Source organism: Arsukibacterium sp. UBA3155 (assembly GCA_002364615.1).
In the GTDB taxonomy this organism is placed as follows: Bacteria; Pseudomonadota; Gammaproteobacteria; order Enterobacterales; family Alteromonadaceae; genus Alishewanella.
Genome location: DEYP01000002.1, coordinates 197718 through 216219, shown reverse-complemented (window position 1 = coordinate 216219; position 18502 = coordinate 197718). Strand labels below are relative to the sequence as shown.

15 protein-coding genes are annotated in these 18502 nt (G+C 47.0%); 4 read left to right on the top strand and 11 right to left on the bottom strand.

The window, feature by feature from the left end:
• The first annotated feature begins 74 nt into the window (after positions 1–74).
• Together B2X65_RS01025 and B2X65_RS01020 are read left to right on the top strand one after the other, a co-directional pair.
• Positions 75–1298 carry a hypothetical protein gene (locus tag B2X65_RS01025; RefSeq protein ID WP_290609963.1) on the top strand — a complete coding sequence of 408 codons (1224 nt, stop codon included), beginning with the start codon at positions 75–77 and terminating at the stop codon, positions 1296–1298.
• Between the two features lie 54 nt (positions 1299–1352).
• On the top strand, positions 1353–1844 hold the full coding sequence (locus B2X65_RS01020; RefSeq protein ID WP_290609961.1) for a DUF1543 domain-containing protein: 492 nt from the start codon (positions 1353–1355) through the stop codon (positions 1842–1844).
• 64 nt (positions 1845–1908) lie between these two features.
• On the opposite strand, the gene B2X65_RS01015 is transcribed toward B2X65_RS01020, so the two are convergent.
• The 10 genes from B2X65_RS01015 to zwf all read right to left on the bottom strand — a co-directional run bounded on the left by B2X65_RS01015 (position 1909) and on the right by zwf (position 14707).
• Positions 1909–3795 carry a DUF885 domain-containing protein gene (locus B2X65_RS01015; protein WP_290609959.1) on the bottom strand — a complete coding sequence of 629 codons (1887 nt, stop codon included), beginning with the start codon at positions 3793–3795 and terminating at the stop codon, positions 1909–1911.
• 112 nt (positions 3796–3907) lie between these two features.
• Complete coding sequence (locus B2X65_RS01010) at positions 3908–5602, bottom strand: NAD-dependent malic enzyme (protein ID WP_290609957.1); 1695 nt, start codon at positions 5600–5602, stop codon at positions 3908–3910.
• A gap of 56 nt (positions 5603–5658) precedes the next feature.
• Positions 5659–6504 (bottom strand): HDOD domain-containing protein, encoded by an 846-nt coding sequence (locus tag B2X65_RS01005; protein ID WP_290609956.1) that lies wholly within the window; start codon positions 6502–6504, stop codon positions 5659–5661.
• 226 nt (positions 6505–6730) lie between these two features.
• Positions 6731–7198 (bottom strand): Dps family protein, encoded by a 468-nt coding sequence (locus B2X65_RS01000; RefSeq protein WP_290609955.1) that lies wholly within the window; start codon positions 7196–7198, stop codon positions 6731–6733.
• Positions 7199–7337: 139 nt separating this feature from the next.
• Positions 7338–8927 carry an ABC-F family ATPase gene (locus tag B2X65_RS00995; RefSeq protein WP_290609954.1) on the bottom strand — a complete coding sequence of 530 codons (1590 nt, stop codon included), beginning with the start codon at positions 8925–8927 and terminating at the stop codon, positions 7338–7340.
• A gap of 132 nt (positions 8928–9059) precedes the next feature.
• Complete coding sequence (locus B2X65_RS00990) at positions 9060–9713, bottom strand: bifunctional 4-hydroxy-2-oxoglutarate aldolase/2-dehydro-3-deoxy-phosphogluconate aldolase (RefSeq protein ID WP_290609952.1); 654 nt, start codon at positions 9711–9713, stop codon at positions 9060–9062.
• A gap of 3 nt (positions 9714–9716) precedes the next feature.
• Positions 9717–10688: a glucokinase gene (locus tag B2X65_RS00985; protein WP_290609950.1), complete on the bottom strand. Its 972-nt coding sequence runs from the start codon at positions 10686–10688 to the stop codon at positions 9717–9719.
• Positions 10681–12513: a phosphogluconate dehydratase gene (gene edd, locus B2X65_RS00980; protein ID WP_290609949.1), complete on the bottom strand. Its 1833-nt coding sequence runs from the start codon at positions 12511–12513 to the stop codon at positions 10681–10683. Before edd ends, B2X65_RS00985 begins: the two co-directional genes overlap by 8 nt.
• Positions 12514–12523: 10 nt before the next feature.
• Positions 12524–13213 carry a 6-phosphogluconolactonase gene (pgl, locus tag B2X65_RS00975; RefSeq protein ID WP_290609947.1) on the bottom strand — a complete coding sequence of 230 codons (690 nt, stop codon included), beginning with the start codon at positions 13211–13213 and terminating at the stop codon, positions 12524–12526.
• 12 nt (positions 13214–13225) lie between these two features.
• Positions 13226–14707 (bottom strand): glucose-6-phosphate dehydrogenase, encoded by a 1482-nt coding sequence (zwf, locus tag B2X65_RS00970; RefSeq protein WP_290609945.1) that lies wholly within the window; start codon positions 14705–14707, stop codon positions 13226–13228.
• Positions 14708–14967: 260 nt separating this feature from the next.
• On the opposite strand from zwf, the gene B2X65_RS00965 reads away from it, so the two are divergent.
• On the top strand, positions 14968–15825 hold the full coding sequence (locus B2X65_RS00965; RefSeq protein ID WP_290609943.1) for a MurR/RpiR family transcriptional regulator: 858 nt from the start codon (positions 14968–14970) through the stop codon (positions 15823–15825).
• A 138-nt stretch (positions 15826–15963) separates the two neighbouring features.
• Positions 15964–17400 carry a pyruvate kinase gene (gene pyk, locus B2X65_RS00960; protein ID WP_290609941.1) on the top strand — a complete coding sequence of 479 codons (1437 nt, stop codon included), beginning with the start codon at positions 15964–15966 and terminating at the stop codon, positions 17398–17400.
• Between the two features lie 105 nt (positions 17401–17505).
• Here pyk and B2X65_RS00955 read toward each other — a convergent pair whose 3' ends face one another.
• Complete coding sequence (locus tag B2X65_RS00955; protein ID WP_290609939.1) at positions 17506–18477, bottom strand: DMT family transporter; 972 nt, start codon at positions 18475–18477, stop codon at positions 17506–17508.
• Between the last annotated feature and the right edge of the window lie 25 nt (positions 18478–18502).

Below are 18502 nucleotides of genomic sequence, written 5' to 3'. Positions count from 1 at the left end.
GCTTGCGCATCGACAGCACCGCATCTGACTGCTAGCATCGACAAGCTTTTCTACCTACGCTAAGAGGCAACGCCATGGCAGTCGCGACAATTAACAGTAAGCATAGTGCTTATTCCAATAAGCTTCGCTGGTTTGTTTTTAGCCTTATTCTGCTCAGCGTTATGTTATCCTGGAGCGGCATTATTGATCGCTATACCACCGCGTATATTGATGATGCTCTGGTTGAAGCTAGTTCTGCTTTTTTAATTGCCAGAGGCATGAATGCGCTTATTTCTTTTCTGCAATCTGTAACTTTTGAGTTCAGCGTTGGAGTCGGTGGCTCTGTTGGCGCTGGTGAGGTACTTGATCCATTAAACGACCTGGTTGAACAATACTCCTCAGCAATGAAACTTGCCATTGGTTCTCTGGTGATCCAAAAAGTATTGCTTGAAATCGTCAGCGATACGTTTTTTAAAATAATGCTGAGTATTTCAGCATTACTTGTCTTGGTCAGCTCATTATTGCCCGGCGTATTCAGCTCGGTTTATTTTAAGATGCTGCTGCTTCGTTGCTTTTTAGCATTATTGTTTCTGCGTTTTGCCCTGGTGTTGGTTGTGGCGGCAAATGGCCTGGTAGACAACGCTTTTTTATATGAGCGCACCCAGCAGCAAATGCATATTCTGGAATCGATTGAAGGGGTTCAGGACCAAGATAATCAGTTGATAAACCCGGCATTAACCCGTGACCTAACTGAAGATATCTCGACCTTACAACAACAACTGACAAGCAACAGCCGAACCGTGTTAAAACTTCAGCAACAGCAGCAGCAGGGGCAACAGGAGCTGGCCGGCCTGGAGCAACAATTAGACAGTCTGCTGGATGAGCTTGGGGTGTTACAGCGACTAAATTATCTTAAACCTGATCCCAGAGTTGAACAGTTAACGGCTAAAATAAAGCAGCGGCGCGAAATGCAGCAACGCTGGCAGAATGAACAACAGAATCTGCTGCGCCAGCAAGCTGATATTCGTAATCAGGTTCAGCTTGCCGAAATGGCTTTAGAGGGAAAAACACCGGGGTTTTTTGCCGCTATTGCAAACAGCTTTTCGTCGCTGGGCGATGGTATAGCGGCAGTTAAAGATGCAGTTAACCCGCGTCTGGTTTATCAGTTAAAGCAGCGACTGGACGATGCCGTAACCAATATTCTTAATGTTATGGCATTGTTTTTCTTAAAAACCTTATTATTGCCACTGCTGTTTTTATATGTGCTGAAAAAAGGATTTACAGTTATCTGGCAAAGTAAGCCAGCAGTAGTAAATTAACCTGTTACCCGCTACTATCTGCGCCTGATTAAACCGGTGTAAGGATGTAAACCCATGTTGTATATGGTCATGTTAGGCGGCAGCCACCCTAAAGCAAATGTTGAGCTGCACGATGTCGTTTTCGTTGCCGGTGACAACCTTGAACAAACCTATCCGCAATTACGTGCGCTATGGTTTGCCGAGCCCAAAGGATTGCATATAGATGCCTGGATGGCGATATCCGGAGTAGACGGTTTTGCGGTTACCTTAGCCGATACGCCCCAAACCTCAGGCCCTAAGTTATTTTTTATTAATTTAGGTGGCTATCTCAGCAGTATATTTGGCGAAGAGCATCGTTATTTCATGTTGGTTGCTGATAGCAAAGCGCAAGCTAAGCAACTTGCAAAACAGCACCTCAATCTGAAATGGGACAAACCTCACACCGATAATGTGTTCGAGGTGGAACAATGCGTGGCACTGGAACAGGTTGACGGACGCTTTGTACAGCTACACCCGGCGGAGCACCAGGGCTGTTACTTTGAAAATGACTATATTGTCATTGGCTAAATAACGATAAAGTAACGGGTTACCAGTAATGGGGTGTTACTGACAACCCGTTAAGCACTATGGCTTAGCTGCTTGCACTGATTTTTAGCTGGCTTACCCAGTTTTTCACCCGACGCTCTAACACATTAAGTGGCAAGGCCCCACCGGTTAAAATCGTGTCGTGAAATTCACGGATGTCAAAGCGATCACCTAATTCCTGCTCGGCATACTGGCGTAGTTCCAGAATTTTAATCATACCAATTTTGTAAGCAGTCGCCTGACCTGGCATCACGATATAGCGACGTACCTCAGACACTACTGCGCCCTCAGCAATTGGGGTTTTCTCACGAAAATACTCTATCGCCTGCTGTTCAGTCCAACCTTTGCTATGTAATCCAGTATCTACCACCAGGCGCACCGCACGCCACATTTCGGTGATTAGCCGGCCAAAATCAGAATAGGGGTTCTGATAAGCGCCCATTTCTTTTGCCAACAATTCAGCATATAACGCCCAGCCTTCTGAATACACAGTAAAGCGAGCCTGCGTGCGAAAAGCGGGTACAGAGCTGAGTTCCTGGGCTATTGAAATTTGCATATGATGCCCCGGACTGCCCTCATGATAAGCAATGGCTTCCATTTCATTTTTCGGCATCGCGCGCATGTCAGACAAATGGGCATAGTAAACGCCAGGTCGTGTTCCATCCGGAGTGCCAGGAAAATAATGTTGCGCTGCGCCAGGTTGCTCTCGAAACGGCTCTACCCGTTTAACCACCAGGCCCGCCTTCGGTAAGGTACCAAAGAATTCAGGTAACCGGCTATTAATAAAATCCAGATATTGCTGAGAGTCATCAATATAGGCTTGTCGACCGGCATCAGTATCCGGGTAGTAAAACTGGTCGTCCGTTTTTATAAATTCAAAAAATGCCTGTAAATCACCAGGAAATCCCAGTTTATCCTTTATGGCTGTCATCTCCTTTGTCAGCCTTTCAACCTCATCTAAACCAATCTGATGAATTTCTTCTGCGGTTAAATCCGTAGTGGTTGACACTTTCAGTTGATGGTTATAATAGGCTTTGCCGTTCGCTTGTTTGCCAACTCCGGTAGCGACAGTGTCGGTATTTTCTATATCGTCTTCTAACCATTGCTTGAGACCACTGTAAGCCGGCTTAAAATGCTGCTCTAACGCTAATCTGGCTTCATTGGTCAGCTGCTTCGCCTGTTCATCACTCAGTTTGTCTGCGGCAATCAGGCTGTTAATTTTAGCCTTGGTATCGGCCCATAAAGGGATATCCTGCTCTGCATCCGTTAATGGAGCCCCAGCTAGCAAGCTCTCTAATTGAGTCAGTACCCCCTCATAAGCAAATTTTGGCGGACGAACCCCCTGCTCCGCATTTTGTTGAGCCCGCGCCAGTAAGTCTGTTATCGCCTTACTTATCCCTTCAATGCGCGCAACATAAGCCTGCATATCATCGGCGTTTTCTACTTTGTGAAAATTAATCAGAATTTGCGGCAGTAAGGCATGGATCCCCTGCATTTGGGTAAAAACATATCTGTTTTGTCTGAATTTTGCACCGGCCTTGGCCATTTCGTATTGATAGACCCAAACGTCATAGGATGTCTGAGCTTCCAGGTCCAGTTCATCATACGCAAAGTTGGCTTTAAGTTCGGTAACGGATTGCTCCAGCCATGCCAGTTGTTGCTGTTCAGCTGCCAGCGTGACATCATCAATTTGATCGTATTTGTCTTTTCGTCCCATAAAGGTCATCTGTATAGGGCTTTGTTGCAGTTGTTGTTCGTACTTTTCGGCAAACCATTGGTTTAGCCTTTCAGTCGTCGATACTTCAGCAGTTTGTTGGCTGACTGATTGTTCAGTTAGTGCGGTTGAATTAAAGTTGTTGGTGGTGTTTTCGGGGCTTGGATTACAGCCAGTGAGGACACTGGCCATCGCAATAAACAGCAGAGATTTACGCATTATTATTCCTTATTAACGGGCAAAGATTACTCCCAGCGTACCGTTAATAAGGCATTGAGTCTAAAACTAAATGTAACAAGATTTGTTTTGCTAAGGCTCTGATATAAAGCTGTTAACCACTAACACGCTTATAATGCCGATACTGCGGCTTCCAGAAATTATCTTCAATTCGTTGCTGCAGTAAATTGTCATCAATTTCCAATGCTAAACCTTGTTGCTGAGCCACCTTTGCCACAGCAAACGCAATTTTTTTACTAAGTTCAGCCAGTGCAGTAAAGGGCGGTAGCAGCCCTCCTTTTCCGGTGTTGGCTAACGGCGATGTCGCCGCCAGGGTTTTACTGGCTGCACGAAGCATCTCATCACTGATCAAACGCGCTTTAACCGCAATGACGCCCAGGCCAATACCTGGAAATATATAACTGTTATTGCACTGTGCTATCAGATGCTGTTTACCCTGATATTCAACCGGAGCAAAGGGGCTGCCGGTGGCGACAATTACCTCACCTTCTGTCCACTCTATGACCTGTTGCGGTGTAGCCTCGACCTGACGCGACGGATTACTCAATGGAAATATAATAGGTTTACTGCAGCCTTTTTTCATCGCCCGCACCACTTCTTCGGTAAATAACCCGGCCTGACCTGATACACCAATCAGTATATCAGGGGTGGCGCAGTGCATAACGTCAAGTAAACTCGGATACTCCCCACTATAATTCCAGTTAGCAATAGCGGTCGCATTTTGGGTCAGGGCTTGTTGGAAATCCCGTAAGTCTGGCATGGTTCCGGTCAGTAAACCTGCACGGTCAACCATAAAAATTTGCTGTCTTGCCTGTTGTTCAGTGATGCCCTCAGCCACCATCTGGCTGATCACTTGCTCGGCAATACCGCAGCCGGCAGAGCCTGCACCGACAAATACCACCTTCTGGGTACTAAGTTTAACGTTTTTACTTAAGCACGCTGCCAGTAAGCTGCCAACCGTTACTGCCGCAGTGCCCTGAATATCATCATTGAAACAACAAATCTGCTCGCGATAACGCTGCAGTAATGGCATGGCGTTGGGCTGGGCAAAGTCTTCAAATTGCAAGATGGCGTCTGGCCACCGGCGTTTAACCGCCTTGATAAACAGCTCAATAAATTCGTTGTAGTCATCCTGACCAACCCGTTTATGGCGCAGTCCCATATACATCGGGTCGTTTAGCAGCTTTTCATTATTTGTGCCCACATCCAGCATCACTGGCAAGGTATAGGCAGGGCTTATGCCACCACAGGCGGTGTAAAGTGACAATTTCCCAATCGAAATGCCCATGCCGCCAATACCCTGATCACCCAGCCCCAACACACGTTCACCGTCCGTTACCACGATCACTTTAACTTTTGCTTTGGTGGCATTGCGCAAAATATCATCCAGATTATGCCGATCTTCAAAGCTGATAAATAAGCCACGGGCGCTGCGATAAATATCAGAAAACTGTTCACAGGCATCGCCAACGGTCGGGGTATAAATAATCGGGATCATTTCTTCTAAGTGCTGCTGTACCAGCCGGTAAAACAATGTTTCATTGTTGTCCTGAATTGCCCGCAGGTAAATATGCTTGTTTATGGCTGAATCAAAACTTTTATATTGCATATATGCCCGGCTTACCTGCTCTTCTATCGTTTCAAAGCGCGGAGGCAATAAGCCAGTCAGATTAAATACGGCCCGTTCCTCTTTGCTAAAGGCACTGCCCTTATTCAATAGCGGGGTTTCTAACAAGGCCGAGCCGGAATAAGCGGTATATAACGAGGCTTTTACTTTTGCTTCAGACATAACAATGTTCCAGATAATAGCGCCGGCACTGCGAACAGTGCCGGTAACAGAATGGATTAATAAATAGTGCTGATACGTGGGTTTAACACAGACAGGATAAATAAACCTTCAGTATTACAAAAATCGATAGCCTTAATTAAGTCGGATTGTTCCAGGTGCAATAGTTCCAACACAAAAGGATCAATCAATGACTTAATACTGTAAAGATCAGGGTGCTGGTTGGCGAGCGCCATGCGCACTGCAAGATAACTGATTAAAACATCAGGCTCGGCAGCACTAAACTGTGTACTGTGTTGCCGGGTCAGGGGTTCAACAATACTGTCAGGTAATTGCCACAGGTTTAACAGTTCTCCGCCACAGGCAGCATAAGTAAAACCCAGAATAGTTTGCTGCAGCTGCCAGGGTTTAATTTCATTGTTGTAGTGCTGGCAATGTGCCGCATTGTCCGGCGCTTGTTGCATAACAACTAGCTCGCCAATATTGTGCAGTAAGCCAGTAACATAGAGGCGATCAGGCTGTCGCAAACCACAAAAGTTTGCCAGATATTTGCCAATGAGTGCGGCATTAATACTTTGTTCCCAAAAGCGTTCCAAATCAATTGAAGCTGAACCTAACTTGCTGCATGCAGAGCTGACCGCGATACTGACCACCAGATTATATAACTGGGTTTTTCCTAATACTAACAATGCTTTACTAACGGATTCGACCTGATAGGGCAAGCGATAGACAGCACTGTTAGCCAACTTTAATAGTTTTGAAGTGAGTACAGGGTCAAGTAAAATAACTTCAGCGATGTCGTCCAGACTGGCTGTTTCCGATTCCATTAATTCTTTCACGCGAAGGTAGCTATCGGGGAACACAAATAAATCGACAGCGTGTTGCGCATATTGCAAGGCGTTCATCGGGGACATCTCCGGTTGGGTCTATCAGCACCAAAAGCATCTAACGCTTTTAAGTGTTACTGCTGGTGCTGATTTTACAAGTTTTTGCCGGAAAAACTTAGTACTTTTTAAAGACATTACGATTAAACACTGATTTTAAAAGAATATGGATAAAAAAACAGCGCCACGGCGCTGTTTTTTTCATGCTTGAAACGAAATAAGTTACAACGGCTTATGTCACAACGCGCTATGCAACCAGACTGCGTAGCATCCAGGCCGTTTTTTCATGTACCGTCATTCGTTGAGTTAGCAGATCCAGGCTGACTTCATCAGAGGCCTTATCCGCCACCGGTACAATAGAACGCGCGGTTTTCGCTATGGCTTCCTGCCCCTTTACTAAGTCTTTAATCATATCTTCTGCCGCAGGAATACCCTCTGCTTCTTTAATACTGGTCAGTTTAGCAAACTCTTTATAAGACCCCGGAGCGAACTCTCCTAATGCCCGGATCCGTTCAGCAATTTCATCTACTGCCTCAGCCAATTCTATATACTGTGTTTCAAACAACGTATGCAAGGTTTGAAACATCGGCCCGGTTACGTTCCAGTGGTAATTATGCGTTTTAAGATACAAGGTATAGGTGTCGGCAAGCAACACGGCTAACCCTTCACAAATGGCTTTACGTTCGTTCTCTTCAATACCAATATTGACTTTCATACTGACGTCTCCTGTTAACTAAGCGACTGAATAAATACTATAGGTTAACAAAGAGATGGGGCCGGTGTGCCAAAAAACAAGCCGGCTGCATTACGCGTTACCGGCTGCGAGTATATCAAGTGCTGTGAAAAGTCAGAAATCAGCTGGCCTGTGCAGTTAAATACTCTTCGTAAGTACCAACGAAATTACGGATATCCTGATTGGTTATTTCAATAATACGACTGGCCAGGGTTGACACAAACTCGCGATCGTGGCTGACAAAAATCAGGGTGCCTTTATAGTGTTCCAGCGCCATATTCAATGACTCAATAGATTCCATATCCAGGTGGTTAGTGGGTTCATCCATCACCAGAATGTTGGGCCGCTGCAGCATTAACTTACCAAACAGCATTCTGCCCTTTTCGCCACCTGACAGCACTTTCACCGACTTTTTAATTTCATCCTGTGAGAATAATAAACGGCCTAAAATGCCCCGGATAGCTTGCTCATCATCTGAGGGCTGTTTCCATTGACTCATCCAGTCAAATAAACTCATTGCCTCAGAAAATTCATGAGCATGGTCCTGCGCGTAATAGCCAATTTTGACATTTTCAGACCATTTCACGACACCTGATTCCGGCTTTAGATCACCCATCAGACACTTTAATAGCGTGGTTTTACCGATACCGTTGGCACCTAAAATAGCGACTTTTTCACCAACCTCTACCGTCAAATTAAGATTTTTAAGCAGATGCAGGTCAGTAAAGCTTTTATTAAGCCCTTCTACTTCCAGGGCTAAGCGATATAGTTGTTTTTGCTGCTCAAAGCGGATAAACGGGTTTACCCTACTGGATGCTTTTACTTCTTCTAACTGAATTTTATCAATTTGTTTAGCACGTGATGTTGCCTGCTTGGCTTTCGAGGCGTTAGCCGAGAACCGGCTTACAAAGGTTTGTAACTCGGCAATCTGCGATTTTTTCTTGGCGTTATCGGATAGCAAACGCTCGCGGGCCTGCGTAGCGGCAAACATATATTCATCGTAGTTGCCCGGGTACAACCGCAGCTCACCGTAGTCGAGGTCAGCCATATGGGTGCAAACGCTGTTTAAAAAATGCCGATCGTGCGAAATAATAACCATTGTGCTATTGCGCTCGGTCAGAACATTCTCCAGCCAGCGAATAGTATTGATATCCAGGTTATTAGTTGGTTCGTCCAGTAACATAATTTCCGGATCAGCAAACAGCACCTGAGCCAGTAAAACCCGCAGTTTAAAACCGGGTGCGATGGCTGACATCAGCCCAAAATGTTGCTCTACCGGAATACCGACGCCAATCAGCAACTCGCCGGCTCTTGACTCAGCGGTGTAACCATCCATTTCGCCAAATGCAACCTCTAAGTCGGCTACTTTCATGCCGTCTTCTTCGCTCATCTCGCTGCTACCGTAAATACGGTCGCGTTCTTCCTTGACTGCCCACAATTCGTTGTGGCCCATGATCACCGTATCGATTACAGAATACTGTTCAAAGGCAAACTGATCCTGATGCAATTTTGCGACGCGATGATTCGGCTCAACGGAAACATTCCCCGCAGTTGGTTCTAATTCGCGACTGAGAATTTTCATAAATGTCGATTTACCACAACCATTGGCCCCGATCAGACCATAACGGTTACCCTCACCGAATTTAATGGAAATGTTTTCGAACAACGGCTTGGCGCCGAATTGCATTGTAATATTGGCAGTTGAGATCACTAAAAGGTCCGCTACAGATTGTACTGGATGAAAAAGGTGCGCCACTATACGCGCTTTGTCCTTTAAATTCAAAAAAACCGGCATAATAGCCGGTCTTTTTCGATTTTAATCAGCTGCTGCTGCAGCCTGAAATTAACTGTCCTGAATTGCCCTTTCAACCGCAACCCGGGTTAACTCAGTAATCATAAACCAGTTTTTTTCAGTGACTGCAGTATCCGGGACTATCCATGACCCACCGACGCAACTAACATTAGGTAATGCCAGATATTCCAGGTAATTCTTTTCATTGATCCCGCCCGTAGGGCAGAAACGGATATCAGAAAACGGGCCGTAAATCGATTTTAACGTTTTTACGCCGCCGGCGGCTTCCGCAGGGAAGAACTTAAAATGGGTATAGCCCAAGCCCGTGCCTTCCATTAGCTCAGAAATACTGGCAATACCGGGGATCAGCGGAATAACGGAGTCTTTACCCGCTTGCAGTAGCTCCCGGGTCAGACCGGGGCTAATGGCAAATTTCGCGCCTGCAGCAATAACCTGTTCTAACTGCGTAGCAGTAGTTACCGTGCCAGCGCCAACGATCGCTTCGGGAACTTGCTCCGCCAGCAACTTGATAGCATCCAGAGCTACCGGCGTTCGCAGGGTCACTTCTAAAACTTTAATACCACCGGCTAACAGCGCTTTTGCCATAGGCACGGCGTCAGCCAGATCTTTAATTACAATAACCGGAACTACTGCACCTTGTGCAAATAATTCAGCAGGTTGCAGCTGCCAATTTTCAAATGCCATAGATTAACTCGCCAAAGATTGTTTTAAGTAAACTGCAGCACCAAGTAGACCTGGCTGGGGAGCAGTCACGATATAAGTGGCGATCTGGCGATTAAACGCGCTAAACCGACCTTTTGCTTCAAAACGGGTTCTGAAATCACTTGCAGCCATTAACGGTAATAATTTAGGGGCAATACCCCCCGCAACATACACGCCACCAAACGCACTGAGTGTAAGCGCTAAATCGCCCGCAATACTGCCAAGGCTAGCAAAAAACTGGGCTACTGTAGCGCTGGCAAGTTCAGAACTTCCCTGCAGTGCCAGGCTGCCAATTTCACCGGCCGATAACGGGGCAACGTCCAGCTGGCGGTGCAATGCCAGCGCACGATAGATAGCCTCTAGCCCGGGCCCGGATAACACCCGCTCTGGCGAGACATGGCCATATTCTTTACGCAGTACCTGCTGAATAAACCATTCCTGCTCTGTCTGGGCGGCCCAGTCAACGTGGCCACCTTCACCGGGCAATGGAATAAACTGATTATTGACACTTATCAGATGGGCAACACCCAAGCCGGTGCCGGCACCCAGCACGGCCATCGGCAGATGTGACTGCGCCGTGCCGTTACCAAGCTGCACCTTATCGTTTTTTGTTAAGGCCGGCAGGCTCATCGCGACAGCGGTAAAGTCATTCATCACCAGCAAACGCTCTAAACCAAGCTGTTGTTGCATCGCACTGACCGAAAAATTCCAGTGAAAATTGGTCATACTAATTGAATCACCGTTAACCGGGCAGGCAATGGCAATAGCAACATGCTTTAAATTGCTTAGCTGTTGCTCTTGCTGATAATGCGCCAGTGCGTCAGCCAGGCTGGCAAATGTTGCGCAGGGATACACCGCGACCTTATCAAGGTTAAGGCTATTGAGGTTTACCCGGCTAAAGCGGGCATTCGTGCCACCAATATCAGCAACAATGGCGTAATCAACGGTGTTAGCCATGCAAATGTTCCTCAGTCACAAACAAACTGCAAGCACCCTGCTCTGCACCACTTAACTGCGCGCGCATTGCGCCAAACATTTCCCGGCCCATACCATAAAAATTATGACTTAAATCGGCTTGCGCCTGCTCTCTGGCGTTAAATTCGGCCTCATCAACTAATACTTCAAGCTTGCCGCTGTTACCGTCTACCAGAATCATATCACCGGTTCTAATCCGACCAATGGCGCCGCCATCTACTGCCTCTGGTGTGACATGAATTGCCGCAGGCACTTTACCTGACGCACCAGACATTCTGCCATCCGTAACCAACGCCACTTTAAAGCCTCTGTCCTGCAATACGCCAAGTGGTGGTGTTAACTTATGAAGCTCTGGCATACCACAGGCTTTAGGCCCCTGAAAACGGACCACCACGATGCAATCTTTATTCAGCTCGCCCGATTTAAACGCGGCGTCTAGTTCATGCTGACTCTGAAATACCACAGCCGGTGCTTTAATCACTTCAGTACCATCACGCAAAGCTGACGTTTTTAAGATGGCGCGGCCCATATTGCCCGATAGTACCTCTAAGCCGCCATGGCTTTTAAACGGTTTGGCAACGGTGGCTAATACATCAAGGTCAAGAGACTGCGCTGGCGCATCCACCCAATGTAATTTGCCATCTTTTAGCAGCGGCTGCTGGGTATACCGACGTAAACCAGGCCCTGCGATAGTCTGAACATCTTCATGCAATAAGCCCGCGTCCAGTAACTCGCGGATCAACAACGCCATGCCGCCAGCATGTTGGAAATGGTTTATATCAGCCTGGCCATTAGGGTAAATCCGGGTGAGCAGCGGTGTGGCAGCTGATAGCTCGGCAAAGTCATCCCAATTAACGATATAACCCGCTGCCCGCGCTACAGCAACCAAATGCATGGTGTGGTTGGTTGAGCCGCCGGTGGCCAGCAGACCAACTATGCCGTTGACGAGTGCTTTAGCGTCAACAAGCTTACCAATGGGTAAATACTCATGGCCTAATTGGGTTAACCGCGTAACCTGACGCGCGGCGGCTTTGGTTAATTCATCGCGCAGCGCACTACCAGGGTTAACAAAAGAAGAGCCTGGTAAATGTAGCCCCATCATTTCAACGACTAACTGATTTGAGTTCGCTGTACCATAGAAGGTACAGGTACCAGCAGAGTGGTACGACGCTGATTCCGCCTCGAGTAATTCTTCTTTACCAACTTTGCCTTCGGCAAACAGCTGGCGAACCCGGGCTTTTTCCTTGTTAGGAATACCAGACGGCATGGGTCCGGCTGGCACAAAGACAAAAGGCAAATGACCAAAACTCAATGCTGACATTAGTAGGCCCGGCACGATTTTGTCACAAATGCCAAGCATCAGGCCGCCGTCAAACATATTGTGAGACAAGCCAACCGCAGCAGACATGGCGATAATATCCCTGCTGAGCAAACTGAGTTCCATTCCCGGCTGCCCCTGGGTGACACCATCACACATAGCCGGTACACCACCGGCGAACTGGGCGACGCTACCCACGTCATTAACAGCCTGCTTAATTATTTCGGGATACGTTTCATAGGGCTGATGCGCCGACAACATATCGTTATATGAAGAAATAATGCCGATGTTAGCTTTGGTCAGGCTTCGTAAGTCAGCTTTGTCCTGCTTATTGCAGGCGGCAAAACCATGAGCCAAATTACCGCAACTTAATACGCCCCTATGTGGGCCGCTCTGACCCGCTTCTTCTATCCGCGCCAGATAAATAGCGCGGCTTTTGCTGCTGCGGGCAATAATACGGTCAGTGACCCGTTGAATAACAGGATTCATAACGCTTCCTCTAATTAGCGGCGTACATAACGGCCACATCTACATCTGGCTGTTGCAAAATAGCCCGGATTGGCATGCTGGTAACATCAGTACCTGCCTGTGCAGACTTTAGCACGGCAAGTTTGCCGGAACCGACAAGGTGAATAAACAAATGTTGTGTATCAAGCAGCCGGGGCAAACTTAACGAGATGCGCTGAAACGGCGCTGTTGTTGGATTAACGGCTAATACTGCTGGTGCATCAGCAGACAGGCCTGCAGTCAGTTCAGCACTGCATGGAAACAGTGACGCGGTATGACCATCTTCTCCCATGCCCAGAATAACGGCATCAAAGGAGGGTAATGATGCGATACGAGGTAGTACCTTGGCAATCGACTGTTCAGCCGTCGCTGCGCTGGCATATAAACTGATAAATTCGGCCTTTGCGGCATTTGCTTGTAGTAAATTCGCTTTAACAAGACGCTCGTTACTGTCGGTGGCATCAACCGGCACAAAACGCTCATCCGCCAGCAAGATGGTGACGTTTTCCCATGCCAGCTCAGCTTCCGATAATGCATTAAACAATGCCGTGGGTGTGCGCCCACCAGATACCACCAAATAGGCCCGGCCCCGCTCTGTAATAGCCTCATTTAGCAGGGTAACCAATCGTTTCGCAAAGTCTTCGTTCAGTGTATTGGTGTCGTTGTATTGATGAAATTGCATAGTTAAATTCCGTTATTCGTCCCAGTTCCGTTCATCACGTGCCAGCATAGAAATGGAAGCGACCGGGCCCCAGGTTCCGGCCTGGTAAGTTTTAGCCGGCTCGTTGTTGTTTTTCCAGGCGTTAAGAATGCCATCAACCCAAAGCCACGCCTGCTCAACTTCATCGCGACGTACAAATAAATACTGATTGCCCAGCATCGCTTCCAGTAGTAACCGCTCATAAGCATCGGCAATGCGCTGTGACTTGAAGGTTTCATCGAAACTTAAATCAAGTTTGCTTTGCTGCAGGCGCATGTGTTCGCCCAGGCCCGGGATCTTGTTCATTACCTGCACTTCAACCCCTTCATCGGGCTGCAGGCGAATAATTAATTTATTGGCTGGTAATTCATTGTAGGTTTCATGAAAAATGTTATGAGGTTGTGGTTTAAAACAAATAACCACTTCACTGTGTTTTTTAGGCATGCGTTTACCGGTACGCAGATAGAATGGCACGCCAGCCCAACGCCAGTTATCGATATCAACCTTGATTGCAACAAAGGTTTCAGTGCGACTGCCCGAACGGGCGCCCTCTTCTTCCAGATAGCCTGGTACCTGTTTGCCCGCAACAAAACCGCCGGCATATTGACCCCGAACAGTTTTTTCCTGAACGTTGCTACTGTCAATCCGGCGTAACGCTTTAAGTACCTTCAGTTTTTCGTCACGAATACTGTCGGCATCTAATCTGGCGGGCGGCTCCATAGCGATTAACGACAGCACCTGCAATAAATGATTTTGCACCATATCACGCATCTGACCGGCATCATCGTAATAACTCCAGCGCCCCTCTACTCCAACCTCTTCTGCAACGGTAATCTGCACATGATCTATGGCATTATGATCCCAGTTCGATGCAAAAATGGCGTTAGCAAAGCGCAAAGCCAGCAGGTTAAGCACCGTTTCTTTACCCAGATAGTGATCGATCCGGTAAATCTGGCACTCCTTAAAATGTGCCGCTACCTGATCATTGATAACGATTGAAGACGCTAAATCATGGCCAATGGGTTTTTCCAGCACCACTCTTGAAGGTTCTGCTGCTAAGCCTGCAGCAGCCAGCCCTTTGCACAGATCGCCAAATAATGCGGGGGGGGTAGCGAAATAACTTACTGGCGTGCGTTTTGAAGCGTCAACCAGTTTTCCAAGTTGCAGGTAGTCACTGGTTTGGGTTAAATCCAGCTGCACATATAACAGCCGTGCGCAAAGTTGCTGCCAGACCGTCTCATCTAAGGTTTCTTTTTTAAGAAACGTGGTCAGGTTAGTTTTCACCATCTCAAGATAACCGTCATTATCCATGGCATCACGGGCTACGCCGATAATTCTTGTGTCAGCAGCCAGCAAACCCGCTTTTTCAAGTTGGTACAGGGCCGGTAATAGCTTACGACGGGCTAAATCACCTTTCGTGCCGAATAAAATTAAATCGCAGGCGTTATTCTGGGCATGTTGTGCTGATGTTGTCATGTCTGACCCTTGCAATAATACGTAATTTTACAACACTTAACGCATACTAACGCGGTGAAATGTCGCTGTAAACCTGATTTGTTGTAATTTAATTACATTAGAACTTATATTTTGACTAATCTTACATATTAAGGCAGCCTTAGCAATGTAATTACAGTTTTGTGGTAAATTTAATACTGTTTTGTCGGCCCGCTTGGTGTATAACCAAACGGGCAACAATTTTTGTTTCAAAGCCACTCTTATAGATCAGGAATTAGCGGATGAATGTACTGGAAAAAATCGTAGGTAGTGCTACCAGCTTCAGCAAATCTGAGCGCAAGGTTGCTGATGTTATTCTGGCTAATCCACAAATTACTATACATAGTAGTATAGCAGCACTGGCTAAAATGGCCGATGTCAGTGAGCCTACCGTTAACCGCTTCTGCCGGCGCCTTGATACTAAAGGCTTTCCTGATTTTAAACTTCATCTGGCACAAAGCCTGGCCAATGGTACCCCTTATGTAAACCGCCACGTAGAAGAAGAGGATGGCCCTGAGGCATATACCGCTAAAATTTTTGAGTCTACCATGGCGGCGTTAGATACTGCCAGGCAACATGTTGATATTAATACTATTAATCGTGCTGTAGATGTATTAACTCAAGCTAAGAAAATTTCTTTTTTTGGTTTGGGCGCGTCGGCATCTGTCGCCCATGATGCCCAGAATAAGTTTTTCCGCTTTAATGTTCCCGTAGTGTGTTTCGATGACATCGTAATGCAACGGATGTCGGCAATTAACAGTTCAGACGGTGATGTGGTGGTGTGTATCAGCCATACCGGCCGCACCAAAAACCTTTGTGACATTGCCGCCATTGCCCGGGAAAATGATGCTACTGTTATTGGAATTACTGCCTACGACAGCCCGCTGGCGCGTGAATGTACCCTGGTGCTGTCTTTAGATGTACCGGAAGATACCGACATGTATATGCCAATGGCCTCACGAGTGGCGCAACTGGTGCTGATTGATATTCTGGCGACGGGCTTTACCTTACGTCGGGGCAGTAAATTCCGGGAAAATCTGAAAAAAGTTAAAGACAGCCTGCGTGGTTCACGCTTTGAAAAGAAAGACTTTAACAATTAAAAATACCAACTAACCCGTCAACAGGTTGGGCAACTGCACCAACCTGTTATGTTAGCGCTTAATGTCGCTGTATTCTGTAATAAAATTACATTACACTAAACACCTTGTAAGATCCGCGTTTAACAGCAGGAGCATCTGATGCCAAGAAGAACCAAAATAGTCGCAACCCTCGGCCCCGCTACCAATACCCAGCAATCTATTGAAAAACTTATCAGCGCCGGCGCTTCCGTGTTCAGGCTGAATTTTTCTCATGGTAGTGCTGATGATCACCGGGAACGGGCCACTATGGTAAGAGCAGCCGCAAATAAATTAGGCGCACATGTTGCTATCCTTGGCGATCTGCAGGGCCCGAAAATTCGGGTGTCGACCTTCAAAGAAGGCGCAGTGCTGTTAGCTGAAGGGCAGCAATTTGTATTAGATGCCGGCTTGGCAAAAGGTGAAGGCGATCATCATCAGGTGGGAATTGATTACAAAGCGCTACCACAGGATGTAAGCGACGGTGATTTATTGCTACTGGATGACGGCAGGATCCAACTACAGGTTGAGCGCGTTGATGGTGATCGGGTGTACACCATTGTTACGGTTGGCGGCAAGCTCAGTAACAATAAAGGCATTAACCGTCAGGGCGGCGGATTAACTGCTCCTGCCCTGACTGAAAAAGACAAAGCCGATATTATTACTGCGGCAGAAATAGATGTCGATTTTCTTGCTGTGTCATTCCCACGCAGTGGTGATGACATGCGCCTGGCTCGTGAATTAGCGCGTGCCGCAGGCTCTGAAGCTCGTTTAATGGCAAAAATCGAGCGTGCTGAAGCGGTAGCTGACAATGAAACCCTGGATGATATTATCCGGGCATCGGATGCAGTGATGGTTGCGCGTGGTGATCTAGGGGTAGAAATCGGCGACGCTGAACTGGTTGGCCAACAAAAAAGAATTATCGCTCGTTCCCGTCAGCTTAACCGTGTGGTGATAACGGCCACTCAGATGATGGAAAGCATGATAGAAAGCCCCATGCCTACCCGTGCTGAGGTAATGGATGTCGCTAATGCCGTGCTGGATGGTACTGACGCAGTGATGTTATCTGCGGAAACTGCGGCGGGTAAATATCCTACTGAAACCGTAAAAGCGATGGCCCGGGTTTGTGATGGCGCAGAAAAACACCCCAGTGTGCAAATCTCTAAACACCGGATGGACGTCGCCTTTACTGAAATCAGTGAAACGATAGCGTTATCTGCCATGTATGCCGCTAATCATTTATCCGATATTAAAGCCATTATCGCTTTAACGGAGTCGGGTTACACTGCCAAGCTGATGTCACGTATCACTTCTCCGCAGCCAATTTATGCGTTATCACGTCATGATAAAACCTTAAATAAGATGGCGCTGTATCGTGGGGTCTATCCGGCATTTTTTGACAGCACAGAACTCCATGAGCAATCATTGGCTGATGCTGCTATTGCCGCCATTCGTAAACAGGCTGGCCTGAAAAGTGGCGATCTGGTTATTATGACCCATGGTGATGCCATGGAAACCATCGGGGCGTCAAACACCTGTAAAATTGTTCAGGTTAAATAGACCGGAATTATAGACCAGTATTACGTCGGTTGACCGAGACTGACCGTACTTAAAGAATGTAAAAAGGGCCTAAGGCCCTTTTTTGTTGCCCGCATATTTCCCGGGTTAAAACACGTCTCGTTGTAACTTTCTGACCCGTTTGGCAGCCCGATACTCGACAAACTGTGGTGCCAGCGCGGTTAAGGCCGAACCGGTAACAACCATCAGAGCGCCAAGCCACGACCAGAGATTAAGCTGCTGAGCTTGCAGAAAATCCGGAAACAACCAGCTGGTAATATTGGCAAAAAGAATCGTAAATAAAGGCGTTACAGCCAATACTGCACTTACCTTTGATGCTTCCCAGTGGTGTAATGCTTCTGCAAAAGCGCCATATGCCACCACGGTGTTAAGACAGCAAAATATCAGCAGTGCCCAATGTAAATAGCTCATCATGAATAACGGTGCAAAATCAGAAACCGGTATAAAGCAAATGGTACCGGCAACGTACAACAAATACATAATTTGTTTTGAGCTGTAATTAACCAGTAATTGTTTCTGTGCCAGCGCATAAGCAGCCCAGGTAATACCGGCAGCAATGACTAATACTACACCAAGCGTTTCTGAACTGGCTTGCATAACCAGCTGCACCAGCCGCTCGTTGAAAAACAGTACCAGGCCCCCCAACAAAGTGCCAGCGCCTATTTTCTGCCACAGTAAAAGTTTTTCTTTAAAAATAATAATGCCACCGAGCATCATCAGGAATGGGGCTAATTGAATAACTACCTGCCCTGTTTCTGCACTCAGGTAATTTAACCCGCTTAAGTACATGATGTAGTTTGATAATAAACCCACTACGGCGATCAGCATCAATCCCGCAACTTTACGGTTGGCCAGCAATTTAAGTGCCGGCAACTTACCGCGGGCTGCCAGCCATATGCCGACAATAACAGCTGCTGCCAGAAACCGGATGGCGGTGATGGTATTGGCTGACATCACTTCTAGCACCATTTTTAACGCTATCGGCAACATCCCCCACAAAATAGCCGTGGTTAACGCCAATGATAGGCCAATTAAACTTTTTCCGGTAATTTGGTGCATACGGCAAGGTTCCCTCAAGCAGACA